Annotated in this window: 20 protein-coding genes and 1 pseudogene; 1 reads left to right on the top strand and 20 read right to left on the bottom strand. The window is 38.3% G+C overall.

Annotation, left to right across the window (positions count from 1 at the left end):
* Positions 1-250 precede the first annotated feature (250 nt).
* The 5 genes and pseudogenes from MKY26_RS21680 to MKY26_RS21660 form a co-directional block, all read right to left on the bottom strand.
* A pseudogene (locus MKY26_RS21680) lies at positions 251-448 on the bottom strand (GNAT family N-acetyltransferase); the annotation flags it as partial.
* Between the two features lie 24 nt (positions 449-472).
* Positions 473-724 (bottom strand): N-acetyltransferase, encoded by a 252-nt coding sequence (locus tag MKY26_RS21675; RefSeq protein ID WP_341098605.1) that lies wholly within the window; start codon positions 722-724, stop codon positions 473-475.
* 12 nt (positions 725-736) lie between these two features.
* Positions 737-2,404 (bottom strand): FAD-binding dehydrogenase, encoded by a 1,668-nt coding sequence (locus MKY26_RS21670; RefSeq protein WP_322910095.1) that lies wholly within the window; start codon positions 2,402-2,404, stop codon positions 737-739.
* Between the two features lie 31 nt (positions 2,405-2,435).
* On the bottom strand, positions 2,436-2,831 hold the full coding sequence (locus MKY26_RS21665; RefSeq protein ID WP_341098604.1) for a hypothetical protein: 396 nt from the start codon (positions 2,829-2,831) through the stop codon (positions 2,436-2,438).
* Positions 2,832-3,399: 568 nt separating this feature from the next.
* A complete protein-coding gene (locus MKY26_RS21660; RefSeq protein WP_341098603.1) occupies positions 3,400-5,412 on the bottom strand; it encodes a methyl-accepting chemotaxis protein in 2,013 nt (670 codons plus the stop codon).
* A gap of 225 nt (positions 5,413-5,637) precedes the next feature.
* Here MKY26_RS21660 and MKY26_RS21655 point away from each other — a divergent pair, with 225 nt between their 5' ends.
* Positions 5,638-6,510: a glucosaminidase domain-containing protein gene (locus MKY26_RS21655; protein WP_322910097.1), complete on the top strand. Its 873-nt coding sequence runs from the start codon at positions 5,638-5,640 to the stop codon at positions 6,508-6,510.
* A 151-nt stretch (positions 6,511-6,661) separates the two neighbouring features.
* Here MKY26_RS21655 and MKY26_RS21650 read toward each other — a convergent pair whose 3' ends face one another.
* From MKY26_RS21650 to MKY26_RS21580, 15 genes are all read right to left on the bottom strand, one after another.
* The gene (locus MKY26_RS21650; protein WP_341098602.1) at positions 6,662-7,825 is read right to left on the bottom strand and encodes a Ger(x)C family spore germination protein; all 1,164 of its coding nucleotides are present in this window, start codon (positions 7,823-7,825) and stop codon (positions 6,662-6,664) included.
* Entirely contained in the window at positions 7,822-9,264 is a 1,443-nt protein-coding gene (locus tag MKY26_RS21645; protein WP_095370493.1) for a spore germination protein, read from the bottom strand. Before MKY26_RS21645 ends, MKY26_RS21650 begins: the two co-directional genes overlap by 4 nt.
* Positions 9,242-10,342, bottom strand: coding sequence for a GerAB/ArcD/ProY family transporter (locus MKY26_RS21640; protein WP_095370494.1), 1,101 nt, complete (start codon positions 10,340-10,342; stop codon positions 9,242-9,244). Before MKY26_RS21640 ends, MKY26_RS21645 begins: the two co-directional genes overlap by 23 nt.
* Positions 10,343-10,518: 176 nt before the next feature.
* Entirely contained in the window at positions 10,519-11,175 is a 657-nt protein-coding gene (locus tag MKY26_RS21635; protein WP_341098601.1) for a hypothetical protein, read from the bottom strand.
* Positions 11,176-11,181: 6 nt separating this feature from the next.
* On the bottom strand, positions 11,182-11,481 hold the full coding sequence (locus MKY26_RS21630; RefSeq protein WP_341098600.1) for a hypothetical protein: 300 nt from the start codon (positions 11,479-11,481) through the stop codon (positions 11,182-11,184).
* A gap of 6 nt (positions 11,482-11,487) precedes the next feature.
* On the bottom strand, positions 11,488-11,685 hold the full coding sequence (locus MKY26_RS21625; protein ID WP_341098599.1) for a hypothetical protein: 198 nt from the start codon (positions 11,683-11,685) through the stop codon (positions 11,488-11,490).
* Between the two features lie 401 nt (positions 11,686-12,086).
* Complete coding sequence (locus tag MKY26_RS21620; RefSeq protein ID WP_341098598.1) at positions 12,087-12,965, bottom strand: hypothetical protein; 879 nt, start codon at positions 12,963-12,965, stop codon at positions 12,087-12,089.
* 13 nt (positions 12,966-12,978) lie between these two features.
* Positions 12,979-13,929 (bottom strand): hypothetical protein, encoded by a 951-nt coding sequence (locus MKY26_RS21615; protein WP_095370498.1) that lies wholly within the window; start codon positions 13,927-13,929, stop codon positions 12,979-12,981.
* On the bottom strand, positions 13,922-14,797 hold the full coding sequence (locus MKY26_RS21610; protein WP_341098597.1) for a cell division protein FtsX: 876 nt from the start codon (positions 14,795-14,797) through the stop codon (positions 13,922-13,924). Before MKY26_RS21610 ends, MKY26_RS21615 begins: the two co-directional genes overlap by 8 nt.
* Entirely contained in the window at positions 14,787-15,434 is a 648-nt protein-coding gene (locus MKY26_RS21605) for a cell division ATP-binding protein FtsE (protein ID WP_157733789.1), read from the bottom strand. The genes MKY26_RS21610 and MKY26_RS21605 overlap by 11 nt, the downstream gene beginning before the upstream one ends.
* 2 nt (positions 15,435-15,436) lie before the next feature.
* Positions 15,437-16,045 (bottom strand): hypothetical protein, encoded by a 609-nt coding sequence (locus MKY26_RS21600; RefSeq protein WP_095370501.1) that lies wholly within the window; start codon positions 16,043-16,045, stop codon positions 15,437-15,439.
* Positions 16,042-16,677: a phosphate starvation-inducible protein PhoH gene (locus MKY26_RS21595; protein ID WP_095370502.1), complete on the bottom strand. Its 636-nt coding sequence runs from the start codon at positions 16,675-16,677 to the stop codon at positions 16,042-16,044. Before MKY26_RS21595 ends, MKY26_RS21600 begins: the two co-directional genes overlap by 4 nt.
* 3 nt (positions 16,678-16,680) lie before the next feature.
* Positions 16,681-17,475, bottom strand: a complete 795-nt coding sequence (locus MKY26_RS21590; protein WP_095370503.1) for an ABC transporter ATP-binding protein — start codon at positions 17,473-17,475, stop codon at positions 16,681-16,683.
* Complete coding sequence (locus tag MKY26_RS21585; protein WP_341098593.1) at positions 17,472-19,160, bottom strand: dipeptide/oligopeptide/nickel ABC transporter permease/ATP-binding protein; 1,689 nt, start codon at positions 19,158-19,160, stop codon at positions 17,472-17,474. The genes MKY26_RS21590 and MKY26_RS21585 overlap by 4 nt, the downstream gene beginning before the upstream one ends.
* On the bottom strand, positions 19,153-20,166 hold the full coding sequence (locus MKY26_RS21580) for an ABC transporter permease (protein ID WP_341098592.1): 1,014 nt from the start codon (positions 20,164-20,166) through the stop codon (positions 19,153-19,155). Before MKY26_RS21580 ends, MKY26_RS21585 begins: the two co-directional genes overlap by 8 nt.
* Between the last annotated feature and the right edge of the window lie 11 nt (positions 20,167-20,177).

The following is a 20,177-nucleotide window of genomic DNA, read 5'->3' as shown; positions in this document are numbered from 1 at the left end:
AAATTAGAATGATGTGTGGGGAAATAGGGGTATGTCATGTTGACACACAAAATCCACAAGAAAAGCAGTTGAATATATGGTATAAATCCCCGGAGAACCAAATCTTTTTGTTCTTCCTTATTAAAATTGGGGTCGATAGGTTATCATTTATATGAGAGCATTGGTTTCTCTTTATACAACGCCCTCACCCCTTCCTATTTTTTCAAACATAAATGCCGTAATCTCCTCTCACCTAGTAACTTGTATCCAACTACCGATCCCACTGATAGTAAATAAAATTTCCCTCTTCTCCTTGCATGACAAAGTTATTTCTCTCTAATACTTTTTGAGAAGAAATATTATCTTTCGTTGTTTTGGCCAAGAATTGATTGATTTTCTTATTTTGCTGTAGAAGAATTTGCAATGCATGACTCGCTATCCCTTTCCCAGTGTATGTCTCACCTATGCGATAGCCAAGATAACCCTTTTTCTCTCACCAGTCTATATCTACAATATTTATTCTACCGACAATTTCATCTGTTTCATTTCTAATAAGATAGAATAATGATTTATTTTCAGCTTGCTCCCCTAATAATTCTATTAAGACTTGTAGGAACTGCTCATATATCTCATAACTTACAGGTCTAGGTGGAACACTTTTCTCAAAGAATTGTTTATTCACTTTTTCAAATTTGAACAGTTCTTTTGCGTCATCATTAGCAAGTCTTGTCAGTCTATATGTCATCGTATAAGCTCCTCATATCGTTTCATTATCTAATGCTGCCACGATTGCTTGGCCTGCCACTTTTCCTGTAAAAAGACAGCCACCAACAAACGTTCCTTCTAATGAGCGATAGCCATGCACTCCACCTCCGCCAAAGCCGGCTACTTCTCCTGCTGCATATAAGCCGTGAACAGGGGATCCCTTTTCATTTAACACCCTTGCTGATAAATCGGTTTGCAAACCACCTAGTGTTTTTCTACTTAAGAGATTTAAACGAACGGCAATAAGCGGGCCGTTTTTTGGATCAAGAATTTTATGAGGCTTAGCCACTCGTATTAATTTATCCCCCAGATAGTTTCTTGCTCCTCTAATAGCTGTCACTTGCAAATCTTTTGTAAAAGCATGATCAATCTCACGGTCTCTTGCTTGAATTTGTCTCTCAATTTCATCCACACGCAGCAAATCATTGCCAGAAAGTTTATTCATTGCAGTGACAAGATCACCTAGTTGACTAGCAATAACAAAATCTTCCCCTTTATCCATAAATGCTTTTACAGGCGTTGGTACACGTTTTAATGCTCTGCCAATCACTTTACTAATGCTTTTACCCGTTAAATCTGGATTTTGTTCGGAGCCAGATAAGGCAAACTCTTTTTCAATTATTTTATGAGAAAGAATAAACCAAGAATAGTCATAGCCTGTTTTTTTAATTGCCTCTAGTGTACTAAGTGTATCAAAACCTGGATAGTTAGGCGCTTGAAAACGTTTTCCATTTGCATCAAGCCAAATAGAAGATGGTCCAGGAAGAATACGAATCCCATGGTTCTCCCATACAGGCTGCCAATTCTTAATTCCCTCTGTGTAATGCCACATGCGGTCACGGTTCACAATCCTTCCGCCTGCTGCCTCTGTAACCGAAAGCATCCTTCCATCCACATGTGCCGGAACTCCAGAAATCATCTGTTGAGGTGGCTCTCCAAGTCTACTTGGCCAATTTTTACGAATCAGCTCCATGTTCGCACCGATTCCTCCGCTAGCGACTAAGACGAGTTTTGTATCATATTTAAAGCGACCCACTACTTCTCTATTACTTCCTTCCCCACGTTTCGCTTGGCTAGCCTTTAATACGGAGCCACTTAATCCAACAATCATACTACCGTCTGTTATTAATTGCTCCACACGGTGACGCGGTTGATATTGGACCAAGCCTTTTTTCATATGTTCCCGTACTCGGCGTTCAAATGGCTCAACGATTCCTGGACCTGTTCCCCAGACAATATGAAAGCGTGGTACAGAGTTACCAGGGCCATCAGCTAACTGTCCCCCCCTCTCTGCCCAACCGACTACTGGAAAAAAACGAACCCCCATCTTGTGTAACCATGCCCGCTTTTCTCCTGCTGCAAATTCAACATAAGCTTTAGCCCATTGCAATCCCCAATAGTCCTCATCTTCTATCCGATCAAAGCCAGCTGTCCCCTGCCAATCCTGCCATGCTAACTCCTTAGAATCCTGGATTCCCATTCGACGCTGTTCAGGGGAATTGACTAAAAACAGTCCACCAAATGACCACCATGCTTGGCCACCTAAGGATGCTTCTGGCTCTTGGTCTAAAAGTAATACCCGCTTCCCACCATCCGCTATTTCTGCCGTTGCCACCAAACCAGCTAATCCTGCGCCAACCACAATCACATCGTAATCCATTGAACTTTCCTCCATTCATCCATTTATTTAGTTATAATGACTGTTTATTGTTTGTAGGGCAAGTTAACATACTTTTTTGTTTCGCTTCATTTAAATCTATCTCGGGATACGCTCTTTCTACTAATCTATATGTTTCTACTAATATTTTTTCAAGTTCTTGTAAATCTTTCATAGTTAATTGCCCTATATGAATTTTCTCTATCCACTCGAGAAAATTTGATGGTTTAACTTTCAATGCGTTGACCGATTTCCTTAACCATACAAAACCAGGGTGTTGAATGAACTCTTTATTCAATACAAATAATAATATTAAAATATTCTTTTCAACTGAAAAAAGAACTTGTTGTAACATATACCAATCATTTCGCGCTAGTAATCCATATCTACTATGCCAGCTATTTGTTACTTCTTTATACTCTTTAATCAAATTTATTGTGAGTGCTGTTGGATATCTATCAATTTGTCTTCTTGAAGCTTTAAATATGTCTTTACCAATGAGTGGAATACCACTTTGTAGGCTTGCAAGTAATACTTGTTTTTCAATATCTGCTTCTTGCTTGATTAGAAGGTCATCGATGATCCGCTGAAAAGTTATCGTGCGAAAATTACTTATTTCATATTTTACGTTAGAGACTATATACGATTCGGACCATTCTTCATCTTCAAATGGGAAAAAGTCGAGAACTTTACCCCCTCTTTCCTTTATTGGGTAAAGTCGTTCATCATCCGTATGATCTTTATTCCATAAGACGTTGATTTCAATATCGGAATACTCGTCTTCCCTACACGGGAAACAGATTCAGAAATATATACTATATCAGCATTATTCTTCGATAATATTCAGTTACTTTTTTAGCCTCCTCGATCAAAATCATGCATACCATTCTTTTACAAATTTTTATTAACAAACCTTAAAATACTTCACTATATACCAACCCCTAACATTCGTTAAATAAAGAAAAAAATCCTGCTTTCACAGGATTTCTTCTTCTATGTTAAAGTTTAAAGCGACCAATTAATGATTGAACCTTTGTCGCTAAGTTATTTAAGTGTTGTGCACTTTCAGTCACATTTTCCATCGAACCGCTTACTTCTTCTGCCGATGCAGATGTTTCTTCAATGCCCGCTGCTGATTCTTCTGTCACAGAGGCGATCTCTTCAATTGTACCGTTCATTTCTTGACTATTTGCTGTAATATCGTTAAGATTTTCTGCAATTTGAGCAATACTTTCTCCCATTTCTTGCAGTGATAGGCGGATATCATCAAATGTTTGATTGGTTTCATCCATTTGCTCTTTTCCTTTTTCAACCTCTGTATATCCCGTCTGCAAGGAAACAACGACTTCTTTTGAATCAGATTGGATGGTCATGACAATAGATGTGATATCTTGGACAGATGCTGCCACCTGTTCTGCTAGTTTACGAACTTCTTCTGCAACAACGGCAAACCCACGACCATGTTCTCCCGCTCTCGCTGCTTCAATAGCAGCATTTAATGCAAGTAAATTCGTTTGCTCAGCTACTTCTTTTATCACAGCAACCAACTTTGTGATATCTTGTGTTTGCTGATCCAATGTTTTCATTTTTGCTGTTGTTTGGCTGACAATGTCATGAATTGTCTCCATTTGTTTCGTTGATTGTTGCATATTTAACGTGCCTTTTTCCGTCATAACAAAAACATCTTTTGTCTTTTCTTGAATCCATTCACCATTCGCATTGGTCTCATCAATCTTTACAACAAAATCATTCATAAAGGAAGAAATGTCACTCGCACTTTTCGCTTGTGCTTCTGAACCATACGCAAGCTCCTCCATTGTTGTAGCAATCTGTGAAGTACCTGCTTTTACTTCTTCAGAAATTAATTTCAATTCCTCACTTTTGGCTGTTACTGTGTGAGATACATCTTGAACATCAACGAGAAGCGTTTTTATTTGTTGATTCATCTCATTCGTTGCTATTACAAGGTGACCAATCTCATTTTTATGTTTAATAGGAAGTGGTTCATGAGTAAAATCTCCATCTGCCATACTTTTCATTCTGCCTACTACATCATGCATCGGCTTTGTTAAAGCTCGGGTAATGAAGTACGAAGTAACAATTGCTAACAATAAAACCACACCAATAGTAATTAAATTAGGTAACACGATTGCTTCCCCTTGTTTTTCTAAATCCCTCGTTTTGACTATACCGCCTATAGTCCATCCGGTTGTAGGATTCTCAATATAATGAACAATTTCCTCCTCTAACTCAATACTTCCAAGTGATTGTTCATTAGAGTCTGTGGACAAATCTAATGAAGCGGCTTGTCCAATAAGTGCTGAATCAGGATGAGCAACATATTTACCAAAAGAATCGACAATCATGCCATATCCTGTGTCACCTACGTCCATTTTATTGACCATCTCAATTAATGTGTCAACAAGTACATCAGCCCCAACAACACCTACTAATTGATCATTTTGGTAAACGGCTTCAGAAATCGTTATAATCGTTTCCCCTGTACTACCATCTTTGTATGGTGCTGTCCATACGGGATCACCTTTTACATTAACTGCCTCCTTATACCAATCTCTTTGCTTTGCAAGGAAATCATTCCCTAAATCAGCTTCAGGATAAATCACCACTTCACCCGTACTCTCACTAGCTGAATAAAGGTTGATAACAGAGTCTGTTGTTTCTTGTGTTTCGCGGAAATAGGCTAATACCTCGTCATTGTCACCTTCTGAGGGAATGATGTCCTCATTCATCGTCATTCGAGTCATGATTTGATGTTTCTGAGTAAAGAACATCTCAAAAGTATCATTTAAACTCGTTAATTGTTCTTCTACTTTTTGGTTGAGGATCGCTGTCGTATTTTTAATACTAAAATGGTAACTAACATAACTAACCGTCATGACTGCAATGATAATTAGCGCTAAGAACGGCAGCAATATTTGAAATTGAATAGTGGATGTTAAGCGGTTTAGGAATGAGTTTTCCTTCCCCTTTCGATCGTATAACTTGCCCATAAATATTCCCCTTTTTATCTAAAATGCGTGATTAATGACCTATCAAAAATAAATAACCACATCTTTTGTCCTGTTATTTTTATCGGCAGACTAGGATATCCTTTCATGTTTATCTATAATGTCAGAAAATTTAGTTTATTACTCTTATAAAGAGGTGTCACTGGAAGAATGAACATGATTCAAGTTATATTAGTAGAAAGTAATATGGAATAAGGGGACATTCGAATGAAAAAGAGCAAGTGGATTTTATTTACACTCGTTTTGTTTATAGTGGGCATCTACTTTATCGCTATGAATAAAGAAAAAAGTATCTCCATTGACCAAACAGGACAAGTTCAAGCAGTTGTTGACGAAACGAGTCGTGGGAAGGCTCAAGTTGATTGGCGCTATGTTTCAGCTATGGCAGAAGTGAAGTATGGCATTGAAGAAATAAGTAATGAGGAAATAAAACAACTGACAAATCAATTTATTACCGAAGAAAATGATGATTTTAAAATAAAAGAGATTGATAGAGTATTAATCGAAAATGAGTACAGCCAAGAAGAAAAAGAAGAAGTGAAAAATTACTATAATCAATTAACAGATCAAATTGAAGCAGCAGACAATAATAACCTAAAAAAAATGCAACGAAACTTTATCAATGATATTGAAGCAATTGCAATAGAAAACTATGAAACCTATCGTATCCTGCCATCAATTACGATTGCTCAAGCCATACTTGAATCCGATTGGGGTAGATCAACCCTCTCATCCGAATATAATAACTACTTTGGCATCAAGAGCCATAATTGGGACGGAGAATCAGTAAACCTAGAGACGAAAGAGTACTATGATGAAACAATTGAGGATGCTTTTAGGGTATATGATCAAATGGAGGATTCCGTAAAAGATCACGGAGAGTTCTTAGCCACTCACGATCGCTACAAAAAAAATGGGCTATTCAATGGCACAACTTATATGGAGCAAGCAGTAGCATTACAAGACGCTGGATACAGTACAATTGAAAATGAACAAGGCGAAAAAATCTATAGTGACCAATTGGCACAGATTATTCAGCAACACCAATTGCAATTGATTGACAGTAAAGTATATCAATAAAATCCATTTAAAAAAAAGGATGGGCGAAAACTACAAATTCGCACACTAAATATGTACGAATAGATATTGAAAAAACTCCCTTATAAGTAGCATCTTTATAATCCCGGTCTACTTATAGGGGAGCCAATCTACTTAAGTTTCAACCAGGTTCTTAGTCTGTCTTCCCTCTTTCTTTCAGTTCTTCAAACCGTTTGTTTTTAAATGCACTTGCATGTTGAATCGTTACATCTGCTCTTACTTCTACCTCACTTTTAGCTAAGTAATTTTCCTTGTCCTTTTCCCAGCTTTTAAAGTCATTACGATAGAGAATATGACCCAGGTCAAGAAAGTCTATGCCTTCCTCTACCCCTAATTGGAATAGATCTTTAATTTCCTTTGACAAGTTTTCTTTTGTTTCTCTAAGTAACTGGTTATATGTCTGGTCATTTACCTTATTCCCAAGACTCGCTTTTACTTCTAGTTGTACTTCAAATTGATATTTGCCCTCTTTACTATCTACAAGTTTCTTCTTCGTCTTGATATTATCAATAACAATAATCGTTTCCTGATTTCCCCCATCAGGCACTTTCAATGAAGACCTTTCTGTACCCTTGGATACCCACCTTATGCCTTTAATTGTATCTAAATTAAAAAAACCTATATATTTAATATCTTTAATAAAAAAGGCGCCACTATAAGTCAATTTAGGCTCTTTCTTTTCGTTACTCCTCCATTGGCTCTCTGTGATTGTGATACCAGGTAAATAAGTCGTTTTCCCAGGTTCAAATATTTCTCTAAAGAATTGATAAAGCTTGATCGGTCTTACCATTGTACTTTGTTTACTTGAACGATCCGGATGATGTAATAAGGTTTCTAGAGAAGACTGTTTAAATAAACCTAGTGTGGACAACACCTTATCGATTGGATCTTGGGTAGCAAATATCCAAGGCGTTTGCCTATATTCATAATATCTCGTCAACTCGTCCAACACATGGTCAAGACCCTGATTTAAAATCGCTTCACTGACAACTATTGTTGAAATATGCGAAAATATAATAACTTCCTGTTCAGATTTATATAATTCGAAATACGCATCTAATAATGTTTCTCCAGAAGATATAGAAATATATGTTTGAGCATAGCTTGTTTCACCCTCGGTTTTTGCGACAGAATCAAGTCCAACAAGTTGTATATATAATTGGTATTTTCCATCTTTAAAGTCTACACCTAAGGCAGTTGCAAAATTCAAATTCTGTATTTCTTTCATGTCAGACTTACAGGATGCACATGTCACTAGGAGAAGGAGACATAATAACGAAAGGAAGAGCTTTTTCATTTGCTCTTTCTCCTTATACTTGCAATCCAGTTTTCATTCTTTCTTCTGCGAAAAGGATTGACCATGAAAGCGGACAAAAACTCACCAAAATTCAGAGATGTTATCGGCTCTAAATAAGACACTTTAAACGATTCAAGTCTTGTTAAGTAAACAACAATACTGATGAAGCTTAAGGCAAATCCATAAACGCCTAAAAAAGTAGAGAAAAGCATCGTATATAATCGGAGGATCGTTACAGTACCAGTAAGCGATTGATTTACTAATGTAAAAGTGGCGACTGCCGCCACAGCGAAAACAACAAGCAATGTTGGAGAAGCAAGCCCTGCTCTAATTGCCGCATCTCCAATAATTATACCCCCTACAATAGAAATCGTTTGCCCTAAGGCAGTCGGCATCCGAACTCCCGCTTCTTTTAGTAATTCAAAAAGAAGGAGAATGAGAAACGATTCTAATGGTAAGGAAAAGGGTAATCCATGGCGCGAAATGACGATGGTTGCAATTAAAGGATAAGGTAGTTGGTCAATATTAATATTCGAGATAGCAAGGAAGAAAGACGGCACGAATATAGCAATAAATAAACAAACTACTCGAAGCAATCTTTGAAAGGCAACAATATAATAAGGAAAGTGAACATCTTCAGGAGATTTGATTATTCCTAATAGGTTCATCGGCCCTATTAATACCGTAGGTGAGCCTTCAACAATGATAACAAATCGACCTCTAAGTAAACATTGCGCTGCAAAATCCGGCCTCGTTATATAATCTAAAAGAGGAAAGAGCGAAAATGTCTTATCTGATATCCATTGTTCAAGTTGCCCCGCACTAATAAGGCTTTCTACATCAACTTTTTCTAATCTTTTTCTCGCTTCATCAATCACATTTTGCTTAGCCTTGCCCTCTAAATAGACAAGCACTGTTTTTGTTTCTGTTTCACTTCCAATTTGAAAGACTTCACTCTTTAACTTTTCTGTTTTAATTCTTTTTCTAATCAGAGCCATATTTGTATGCAATTCTTCCGTAAATCCGTCCCTTGCACCTTTTAAGGCAACCTCCGTTTGTGAATCTTCAGGTGAGCGATGTGGAATTTGAGCGATATCGATAGCAAAATAATTCCTGCCTCCGTTTACATAGAAGATGACATAACCACCTAGTAAATGACTCACCATATCCTTTGTTTGATGAATTTTTAAAAATGTTGGCCATTGTGATGCCATTTCTTTCGAGCGGTATCCTTCATTGAAATAAGTCACAATCGCATGTACATAACGGTTATATTGTTCTCTACTAATCATTCCATCAGCGTATAAGGTGAGGACATTTTGTTGTGTAACCAAATGGATATCTGATGTCTGATTAAATAATTCCTCTAAATGCCGACTGTTTAGCTTTCCGGTATCTAAAAGTTTATCTAATTGTTTATATTGACTTTCCACGGTCATACTCTTTTTCACCCTTTCGGCTAGGAAGATAGCTGACGAACAATAGAATAATGGTCATAACCACCCCAAAACATAGGGCAACCTTGTAAAAATAATATTTAATGATATGAAAAACAAGAATATCGCTCGTCTGTAAGGAAACGATGCCATATAAGATAAGAGCTGTTAAAGTTATGAGAATAACCTTCCACCACTTTTTTTGAATATGGATTATTTCCGGAATAAGAAATAAACAAAGTGAGACTCTGATGGTTACACCACTTAATAATTGAAACACAGCTAAAGCATCCACATGAGATATTAAATCCCCAATTGATACAAGTCTCCATTGTTCAAATGCAGGAAACCGCATATTAGCAGCCATACTTGGACCAAATGATGTTAATGAACCAATGGTTGGTCCCATAATAAGCATCGTTAAAACAGTTAATAACAACATTAAATACCAGTATGGTATCTTCTTTTCAAAATAGTGATGAATGATAAAGAAGATAAGTAAATCCACACTCCCACCTAGCACGATGATTACACCTTCAATAACAGAAGCGTCTTTATCAGCAAATAACGGCAAAAGATAGGAATAATCTTTTTCCTCTAATGTGGCAATCGCGACAAACATACCTAATCCCCATACAATAGGCAAGAGAATGGTCGAAGTATAGATGATCGTTTTTATGCCTGAACTGGCTGCCCACACACATAACAAAATAAAGGGTAGGGCGACAATCCATATAGGTGTAAATGGTAGGAAAAAAATATGCACTGATTGGATCAAATCAAAAAATGAAACAATACCAGCAACACTAAAATACAAGAGAAACAAACTCATAATACTATAGGAAAGAAATGTCCCAACTCTTTTTTTCATCCAAAGGAAGGTATGTTCGCCAGCTTGATTTTTAGATAAGATGATCTTATATAAAAATATCCAAACAAACATAATACCGTAGGCGATTAAAACGCTTAACCAAGCATCTCGTTTAGCCAAACCCAACAAATGGGGTAAAATGAGCACATGATTAGATATGCCTATAAATAAAATAATGACAAAAGCAAGTTGAAGGCGAGAAAACTTCATTGATCCACCCTCTCTATCTTCCATAAGATATTGGTATTATTTGTTTAATTGGCTAGCTTATTCCTATAAACTTAAATTAATATTCAGTTGGAAGATACATGTTTTTTTGGTGGCTTTAATTGTTCAATCACAAAAAAATTGGAGTTACATTGCAGAGGAGAGGCCTAAACAGAAGACTAATTGCAACAATAAGTGAAATTACTTGTGTGGCTGAAGGGAATGATTTTTTGAACCAGGGTCACGCGCAAACTACATTTGCAACGCTTTCTTTTCTGTTTTCGGATTTGTGTATGACTTGCTATCTCCTTTTGCTTCGCTCTCATTTTGGTTTGCTCTTCTGAGTGACTTGCTCTCTCCTTTTGCTTCGCTCTCGTTTCGGTTTGCTCATTTGAGTGACTCGCTATCTCCTTTTGCTTCCCCCTCATTTTGGTTTGCTCGTCTGAGTGACTCGCTATCTCCTTTTGCTTCGCTCTCATTTCGGTTTGCTCATTTGAGTGACTCGCTATCTCCTTTTGCTTTGCTCTCGTTTGGGTTTGCTCTTCTGAGTGACTCGCTCTCTCCTTTTGCTGCGCTCTCATTTTGGTTTGCTCATCTGAGTGACTCGCTATTGCCTTTTGCTTCGCTCTCGTTTTGGTTTGCTCATTTGAGTGACTCGCTATCTCCTTTTGCTTCGCTCTCATTTTGGTTTGCTCATTTGAGTGACTCGCTATCTCCTTTTGCTTCCCTCTCATTTTGGTTTGCTCATCTGAGTGACTCGCTATCTCCTTTTGCTTCGCTCTCGTTTCGGGTTGCTCATTTGAGTGACTCGCTATTGCCTTTTGCTTCCCTCTCATTTTGGTTTACTCATCTGAGTGACTCGCTCTCTCCTTTTGCTGCGCTCTCATTTCGGTTTGCTCTTCTGAGTGACTCGCTATTGCCTTTTGCTTCGCTCTCATTTCGGGTTGCTCTTCTGAGTGACTCGCTCTCCCCTTTTGCTTCGCTCTCGTTTCGGTTTGCTCATTTGAGTGACTCGCTCTCTCCTTTTGCTGCGCTCTCATTTCGGTTTGCTCTTCTGAGTGACTCGCTCTCTCCTTTTGCTTCCCTCTCATTTTGGTTTGCTCATCTGAGTGACTTGCTCTCTCCTTTTGCTTTGCTCTCATTTTGGTTTACTCATCTGAGTGACTCGCTCTCTCCTTTTGCTGCGCTCTCATTTCGGGTTGCTCTTCTGAGTGACTCGCTCTCCCCTTTTGCTTCGCTCTCGTTTTGGTTTGCTCATTTGAGTGACTCGCTCTCTCCTTTTGCTTCCCTCTCATTTTGGTTTGCTCTTCTGAGTGACTCGCTATCTCCTTTTGCTTCCCTCTCATTTCGGTTTGCTCATTTGAGTGACTCGCTCTCCCCTTTTGCTGCGCTCTCGTTTCGGTTTGCTCATTTGAGTGACTCGCTATCGCCTTTTCCTTCGCTCTCGTTTTGGTTTCCTCATCTGAGTGACTCGCTCTCCCCTTTTGCCTCCCTCTCGTTTGAATTTTTTCTTCTGAATGACATGCAACAACTTTCTTCTACTCGGCTTTCAATCTCTTTCTTCAGTTTGAATAATGCGTATATCTTAAATACCCAACTCTTTAACTTGTGTGAACAAATGATAAGAACGACTTAATATCTTTTAAATTCTTCAAATATCACTAATTTATCACCACCTCTAAACAAATAAAAAACCGTAACAGAAACGTTTAATCAGTTTCTTGTTACGGTTATAATCCCTCTCTAACTATTTCCTTTTTTTCATATACAAACCGACAACGATAAGAACGACAACAGAAACTAAGCCGATAAACAACCAATTGGCATAATGATTACCTTTCTCTTCTTCCACTACTTCAGCTTTTTCTTTCTTACTCTCTTCATCAATAGAAGATGTTTCTTCCTCAACTACTTGTTCTTGTACAAGCTGCTCTTCAGATATAGATAAGAACTGTGCCACCTCTTCACCGTTATCATGAGGGTCTTCCATTAGTAATGAAGTTGTCACATACATTCCTTCCCAAACAGTAGGATCAACAGATGGTGCATCTACATATGGGTGAGCAGCAAGTATGATTGTTTCATCACCTATTTGAATTTGATATTGGTGAGTATCTTTCCCATCAACACTTATCTCTTTTTGTTCGACAGCTTCAACTTGACCAACTGGCCCTTCAGTAAAGCCAGCCTCCTCTATTAGCGAACTTCCGTGTTCACTAATAAACATAGCAAATGCTTCTCTTGTTAAGCCCTCAGAACCATTTTCAATTGCCAGTTCACCTGCAAAGAAAGCTTCATTTACATCAGCAAATGTCGCGTTCCCCTTGAGTGAAGAGATCCATCCTTTTTCCACTACTTGTTGGGCCGTATTTTCTCCTTCAAGGTGGTAATATGCTGCGACAAACTCAGCCAATTCTTCCATCGTCAAACTGTCATTTGGTCTGAAAGTGGCAGTTTCATCTTGACTATTCGTCATCCCTAAAGCGGTAATAAACAATATCTCACCTTTTGCCTCTGTATAATTTAAATCATTATAAGCATTATCAGCATTCATCACATGTGCATGAGCTTGTGACGTTATCAGTATAAATAACACCGCACATATACTGACGATTTTCTTCCACATCTCTTTTCTCTCCTTATTTGGTTTGTAATTGTAGATAACCATCTTTTTGTGTAAGATATGGTTGTTCCACGCCATCTAAGTTTTTTAAAGTTTCATAGGATAAGGTAAATGGAATCAATTCTTCTAATAACTCTTTCGGTAAGAAAAATCCATTATAAAAGCCTTCTTCTAATATCAAGCTTGCGGATTGTCCATCCTTATTCTGTAAGACTTGCCCGATTAAAATAACATGTCCCTCTGGACGCTCGTAAACCATATACACATGATCCGCCCGAAAATAATAGGATAAATCACTTTCAGTATTTAACCATTCTCCTGACAATCGATACGTACCATCAGGTTGAGCCACTACCCAATGAGTCAACTCCTCATTAATTCGCTTATTATCGCGCTCAATACCGGCAATAATATGATCCTCTATTTCAGCCGTCCAATCAATATCTAAATAGTTAGCGATCTGTTCTAATCCTAACCCTTCATTTTCCGCTAAATAGGTCGCTCTAGCTTGGATATTTTTCTCAATCATCCCTAACAACTCTTGATGTCCTTCTAACGCATTCTTTGCTGCCTCTAGTTGCTTAAACGACAGATAGAGTGTATTTAATTCCTCTAAATACGCATCAATCTGCTGCTCTATCAGCCAATAATTCCCTTGGATATCAACTATATCTTCACCATTTTCAGTCATAGCTAGCCATGTATCTAGACCAACATCACTATAAAATTGCAGCTGATCAACGGCTAGTCCTTGATCTTGCTTAAATGCTGTTTCTAGTGATTCTACCTGTGGCTCTAGTGCTGCAATTTCCTTCTCTGTTGCCTTCATCTCATCCTTTAGCTTATCAATCGTTGATTCATCATAGACAATGGCAAGAAAGTCAGCAAAAGCGCCTGTCAGGTGAGCATAAACAGGAAGTGCGAGTCCCATAACAAGCATAATAGTGAGTATGACTTTTTTAAACATCACGAATCAACTTTCTTGTTGCAAGAAAACTTGCCCCAATGCCAATCACTATACTTACAATACATTGCAAACTAAAGACGATGATCCGATTAGAGCTATCTAACTGTATTAAAAAAGGCACTGCTTGTTCAATTGGATGTAGGACAAGTTCAAATAGAGCAAAGGTAGAGAAAAGGCTCAAGATACCACCCACTAACCCTAATAAAAACCCTTCAATTAAGAATTGTAATCTAACATGAGCAGGATTCGCTCCTACTAATAGCTTTACACGAATTTCTTTTTCTCTTTGATATAATGCTAGATGAAAGGCAATGTAGGCAACCATACAAGCAATGATTAAAAGTATGATAGCAATGATACTACCATATGTTTCAACTTTCTTAATCCACTCGTACAGTGTCTGAGCCATCTCTTGTGGATAGATGACCTCTGCAATGCCCTGCATACCATCTAAAGACCGAGCCACTTCCTCTATTAGACTTGCATCTGTCACATGGACTTTAATAGCTTCATTCATCGCCCCATTGGTAAAGGAATCCAACAAATGCTCTCTATTCATAAAAAAATGTGAGAGACCAGCTAACACTTCATCGCCTGTTTCTACTTCGACAGATTGAATAAAATCATTCTCTACAAGCACAGAAGATAGTTGTTCGGTATCATACCCTTTCTCCACGTACACCTTCATTGAGATTTGCGACTCCACATAAGTGATAGTATCTTCAAGAGCAAGCCTCATTAAAAGCAGACCACCGATTAAAGTGACAGCTACAAAGATAAGAATAATAGATGCAAGCGATGCACCTTTATTGCGCTTCAGTCCAGATTGGACATCGTCCCATATATAGCGGAATGATTCAAAGCTCATAAACCTTACCTCCCTCAATCACCCATGACTTCTCATTCATTTGTTGAATCAGTTGTTCAGAGTGAGTGATGACCAACATCGATACACCTTCTTCTTCATGTAGCTCTTTTAACAAGGTTAATATTTCGAGAGAAGTTTCTCTGTCAAGATTACCAGTTGGTTCATCAGCTAGAATGAGCTTTGGTTTATTCAATAAGGCACGAGCAACAGCTGTGCGTTGTTGCTGCCCTCCTGATAATTGCTTCGGAAAATGGTGGAGATGGTCTGCCAGTCCTACTCTTGTTAGAAGACGAACCGCTTCGTTGTCTATCTCCTTTTGTGGTTTTCCTAAAATCTTTCCTGCGAGCATGACATTTTCTAACACTGTCTTTCGCTCTAATAATTCAAAGGATTGGAAAACCACACCCATTTTTCTCCTTAATTCATATTTCTTCATTTGTCCAATCTCTTGCCCATCAATCAGAATGTCTCCACTATCTCTCTCTATTTCTCTGTAAAGTAATTTAATTAACGTACTTTTTCCAGATCCAGATTTCCCTTTTAAAAATGCGAACTCATTCGATTGAAGCTGAAATTGGACATCCTGTAAAACCTTTCTGTCTCCATAACTCTTTGATACACGATTTAATACAATCACGATTAAATCTTACCTTCCTCAAGCCAAGGAAGAAATCCCCTTAAAAAACGTTCTGTTGCCGGCATAAAATAAGAACCGTAATGATAATCAGGATCGAGCGTCGTATTAATCCATGTTCCTTTCGAACTTACTTTATCAATATAAAATACCGCTCCACCATCTTCTGTCGCTACTAATACTTCACTGCCTTCGGGTGGCCAGTACACACCGTGTTGATGCCATGTTGCATCAGATAATGTTAAATAATTTTTGAATAGATCATGGTTTTCTCCTGCTAATACAAGACCGCTTTTCGCATCTTTCTCTAACCACCACCAAAAATTCGTAATTCGGAATTCCCAATCATGTTTAGGTAACCAATCAAAGCCTTGCGGACCAAACGTCACAACAATCCCACCATTATCTGCATAGGCATGAATTTTCTCGACATTTTCCTTTAAGAGTCCTAAATGCGTTTGTGATGGAATGAGCAAAACATCGATTTCTTCAAACGATGCCTCTGCTAATTCTCTAATAGGGATTAATTGATGGAAATGTTTAGCGAACTCAGACGTTTTGTATGTGCGGTGGTGCTGCGAACTTCCTCCGTAAACAACAGCAATCTTTCTCATGATTGTACCCCCTGAATTGTTTTACTATATTCCTCTTCTACCCATTTTCTTAATTGCGGAGAAATGCGTGACGTAGTTTTCTCTAGATCATTACTTCCCATATAGCCGAATAAATCAAAGCCTACATGAACAAGAATCGTCCCGTTTGTACTTTGTCGATCGATATATGTAATCGGTTCTTTTCCATCCAATGTAAGAAGCACCTCTGCCCCTTCTGGTAACGGATGATGACCGCGAGCAAAAAATCCAGCAACTCCTTTATTAAAAGTCATATCATCCTCTAGTACTCCTTCAAAAATTGGGTGAGCTGATTCAATTTTGACTGCATAATCTTGAAAACTCTTAATCTCCTTCGGCACAAACGGGCGACCGCCTGGTAACCAATCAGTGACTAGATTGCCTGAGAATATGACAATTTTCCCCTCATCTAAAAATGATGAAATTATGTCCTTATGCTCTAATAAAAAGTCCTGATCACACATACCCCCAATAACTAAACATGCATAAGGAGTGAAGTCTGTATATGGTAACTGGTAAATATCTACATGTGTAAAGCCAGTTGAATCTTGATTTTCTAAACGAGTTTGGGCAAAAACACCACCAGCGTTTAATGAGATAAATTGAATAGTCATTTTTTAACCTCCATGATTTTCTAGTATTAATAAGGCTTCTATTAAAGTTTTCGTATAAGGATGTACTGGATTCATAATGACATCTAACGTTTCTCCAGTTTCAACGATTTCTCCATTTTTTAGAACAATCAATCGATCGCAAAAGTCACGTGTTAACGCAATATCATGTGTAATAAATAAATAGGATGTACCTTCTTGTTGATTCATCCTTTTCATTAACCTAATTAAATCCAGGCGTAAAGATGTATCTAGCATAGAGGTCGGCTCGTCAGCTAATATCAGTTTCGGTTTACACACAAATGCTCTTGCTAACCCCACTCTTTGTCTTTCTCCACCGGATAATTCATGTGGATAACGATTCATATAATAGTCCGGGTCGAGATTCACACTACGAAGGGCCTCTTTAACTAATTGGGTTCTTTGCTCAAGATTGCCCTTTTCAATTTGTAAAATATGTAGGGACTCTCCAACAATCTCATGAATCTTCATTCGACTCGACAATGCCTCATATGGATCTTGAAAGACCATTTGAATATCTTTCGCTAATTGACGACGTACTTTCGTCTTCATTTTAGTTAGGTCATCACCAGCAAAAAGGATTTTTCCACTATCTGCTGTTTCTAAGCCACTTATTATACGACCAATCGTGCTCTTGCCTGCCCCACTTGCACCAATTAAACCGACAATTTCCCCTTCCTTCATGGAAAAAGAGACATCGGATAATACTTTCGTTTGCAAGGAAGATGAACGATAGAATGATTTCTTTAAAGAATTAATGCGTAATAAATCCGCACTCATCGGCTCACCTCCACTGTTTCTTTCTTCGGATATAGCGTTGGTATACTATCGATTAACACTCTTGTATAAGGGTTCGTAGATACCTTAGACAACTCAACAGATGGTCCCTCTTCTACCTTTTGCCCTTCCTTCATAATCATAAGTCGATCCGTCACGCTCAAAACGGAAGGAAGGTCATGGGAGATATAAATCATTGAAATACCTAACTCTTTTTGTAGTTTGCGTAATAATTGCACAATCTCTACCTGGACAATGACATCAAGTCCTGTTGTTGGTTCATCTGCAATAACGAGTTTGGGCTTATTAATTAAAGCCATCGCGATGATAACTCTCTGCTTCATTCCACCTGATAATTCATGCGGATAGGCGAAGCGCCATTTCTCATCCAAACCAACCTGTTGTAACACTTCAATAACACGCACATCCATTTCTTTGTTACTTAATTGATAATGCGCTCTGACGGCTTCTTGCAACTGCTTATCAATACGAATAACCGGATTTAGTGCATTCATGGCCGCTTGTGCAATATAGCCAATCTCCTTCCCGCGCATTTGTCTAAGCCCTTCATCACCAAAATGCTGTACGAGGTTACCTTCAAAGTAAATCTCACCTGACTCTTTCGCCGGTCTCTTTAATTGTTGAATAATCGCTGTAGCAATGGTTGACTTGCCACTTCCTGACTCGCCAACAATACCTAGCACTTCACCATGCTTAACTACGAAACTAACATCATCAACAACAGAGCGATAATCACCTGATTTTGGATATGCAACTGTAAGACTCTCAACAGACAGCAGAATACCTTTTGAAGATTGATGTTCTTTTGTTTTGACAGGTTGTTTCTTCCTTTTTTCTCTTACAGAATAATCGCCTAAACGTGGATTGAATCTTTCTTCTAAGTAGTAGCCCATCAATGAAAAGGCTAAAACAACAATCACGATACATACGCCTGGAGGAATAATCCACCACACCCAAGCTTCTGTTAAAAAAGCACTTCGGCTATTCGCATAAAATAAAATACTTCCCCAACTCTTTGTTAACGGATCACCCATTCCTAAAAAGCTTAAAGACGATTCCATTAAAATAGCTGCATTCACTCCTGTTACGAACTGAGGGATAAAAATTGGTACCACGCCAGGTAAAATATGTTTATAAAATATATAAAAGTGGCTTGCGCCCATTGTTTTTGCTGCTAAAACAGGGCCAGTATGTTTGATAGAAAGGGTTTGTGCGCGAATTTGTCTCGCTTTACCTGCCCACATAACTAATGTAATAACAAACACTAAAGTAAAAATCCCAGCTCCCATATAAACTGCTACAACAATCATTAATGGCAGGAAAGGTAAGGTAAGAACGATATCTATTACTCGTAATACTACTGTTTCAAATCTACCGCCTATATATCCAGCTAACACACCTATTAAACCACCGATAAAAACTGCTAGAATAGCAGAGGCAATACCAATAAAGAGCGAAGTCCTAGCGCCAACAGCCAACTCCGCCAATATATCTTGCCCCATATCATTTGTACCTAATAAATGTTCAAGATTAGGAGATTGAAAGGGAGGTCCAGATGCTTTATAGGCATCGTAAGGAATAAGCATAGGTCCAAAAAGGGCAAATACCAACATGGCTGAGAATAAAACTAAACCCGTTAAGCCAATCCACTTTGTTGTTTTACGCATGAGTGATCTCCTCTCCCTTCTCTTCCTTACTATTCCGCACACGCGGATCAAATAATGGATACGTTAAATCGGCAATTAAATTGGCCAATATGACACCCATTGTCACAAGTAAAAAGACACCTTGTAGCATAGGGAAGTCTCTAGCCGTTACGCTTTCATACAACAAGCGGCCAATCCCAGGGTATGAATAGACCGTTTCAATGACAACCGCTCCACCAAGTAGTGTTCCCACACTTAATGTGAAATGGGTGTAAATTGGTAACAAAGCATTTCTTAATGCATGCTTAAACACAAGTGCTCGTTTCTTAATTCCCTTCGCTTCAGCCACGGTCATATAATCTTGCCCTAATGATTCCAACATACTGGAGCGAGTGAGTAAATAATTAGAGCCGACTGTAGCTAACGTAATCGTAATCACTGGTAATATGGCATGGCTGACGACATCCTTGATATAACCCCAAGTGGTACCATCCTGTACCATTGAAACCGCTCCGAAAGTAGGAAACCAACCAAGCTGGACAGCGAATATCGATAGAAACATCATCCCGATCCAAAATCCAGGAATAGATTCCAATGTCAGCATGCCGGTTAATATGGTTAAATCACGTTTCTTCCCTCGGTTCCATGCCGAATATGCTCCCGCACTTACACCAATTACAAGACTAAGAATTAAAGCCGTCCCTACTAACAATAATGTCCATGGAATACGTTCTGCTAACACTTCTGTTACCGCGACACCATATTTTATTGAAGTGCCAAAATCTAAAGTGAAAACGCCTTTTAAGTACGTCCAATATTGCTCCCATAAAGAACCACCGAGGCCCAATGAATGTAGGGCCTCTTGTTTTTGTTCTGCTGTTAATTCATTGATTGTTGTTTCACCAAAGAAATATAATAACGGGTCACCCGGAGCGAGACGTGGCAAAGCAAAATTTATCGTTAAAGTAACAAATATCACTAATATATATTGACCTATTTTGTTTTTCACCTTCGCCAAATGCTTCATTTCTATCTAAC

Source organism: Cytobacillus sp. FSL R7-0680 (assembly GCF_038009245.1).
Classification (GTDB): domain Bacteria; phylum Bacillota; class Bacilli; order Bacillales; family Cytobacillaceae; genus Cytobacillus; species Cytobacillus kochii.
Note: the sequence above shows the minus strand (reverse complement) of the source record. Positions and strands in the feature narration are given on the sequence as shown.

Bases quoted from the DNA above. Each gene is read 5' to 3' on its own strand.
- MKY26_RS21675 (WP_341098605.1), bottom strand. From the start codon at position 724: ATGACATATAGACTGACAAGACTTGCTAATGATGACGCAAAAGAACTG.
- MKY26_RS21620 (WP_341098598.1), bottom strand. From the start codon at position 12,965: ATGTGGAAGAAAATCGTCAGTATATGTGCGGTGTTATTTATACTGATA.
- MKY26_RS21630 (WP_341098600.1), bottom strand. From the start codon at position 11,481: ATGAGAGCAAAGCAAAAGGAGAGAGCAAGTCACTCAGATGAGCAAACC.
- MKY26_RS21645 (WP_095370493.1), bottom strand. From the start codon at position 9,264: ATGACCGTGGAAAGTCAATATAAACAATTAGATAAACTTTTAGATACC.
- MKY26_RS21650 (WP_341098602.1), bottom strand. From the start codon at position 7,825: ATGAAAAAGCTCTTCCTTTCGTTATTATGTCTCCTTCTCCTAGTGACA.
- MKY26_RS21585 (WP_341098593.1), bottom strand. From the start codon at position 19,160: ATGCGTAAAACAACAAAGTGGATTGGCTTAACGGGTTTAGTTTTATTC.
- MKY26_RS21655 (WP_322910097.1), top strand. From the start codon at position 5,638: ATGAAAAAGAGCAAGTGGATTTTATTTACACTCGTTTTGTTTATAGTG.
- MKY26_RS21660 (WP_341098603.1), bottom strand. From the start codon at position 5,412: ATGGGCAAGTTATACGATCGAAAGGGGAAGGAAAACTCATTCCTAAAC.
- MKY26_RS21580 (WP_341098592.1), bottom strand. From the start codon at position 20,166: ATGAAGCATTTGGCGAAGGTGAAAAACAAAATAGGTCAATATATATTA.
- MKY26_RS21670 (WP_322910095.1), bottom strand. From the start codon at position 2,404: ATGGATTACGATGTGATTGTGGTTGGCGCAGGATTAGCTGGTTTGGTG.
- MKY26_RS21625 (WP_341098599.1), bottom strand. From the start codon at position 11,685: ATGAGAGGGAAGCAAAAGGAGATAGCGAGTCACTCAGAAGAGCAAACC.
- MKY26_RS21595 (WP_095370502.1), bottom strand. From the start codon at position 16,677: ATGACTATTCAATTTATCTCATTAAACGCTGGTGGTGTTTTTGCCCAA.
- MKY26_RS21610 (WP_341098597.1), bottom strand. From the start codon at position 14,797: ATGAGCTTTGAATCATTCCGCTATATATGGGACGATGTCCAATCTGGA.
- MKY26_RS21600 (WP_095370501.1), bottom strand. From the start codon at position 16,045: ATGAGAAAGATTGCTGTTGTTTACGGAGGAAGTTCGCAGCACCACCGC.
- MKY26_RS21590 (WP_095370503.1), bottom strand. From the start codon at position 17,475: ATGAGTGCGGATTTATTACGCATTAATTCTTTAAAGAAATCATTCTAT.
- MKY26_RS21635 (WP_341098601.1), bottom strand. From the start codon at position 11,175: ATGAGAGGGAAGCAAAAGGCAATAGCGAGTCACTCAAATGAGCAACCC.
- MKY26_RS21615 (WP_095370498.1), bottom strand. From the start codon at position 13,929: ATGTTTAAAAAAGTCATACTCACTATTATGCTTGTTATGGGACTCGCA.
- MKY26_RS21640 (WP_095370494.1), bottom strand. From the start codon at position 10,342: ATGAAGTTTTCTCGCCTTCAACTTGCTTTTGTCATTATTTTATTTATA.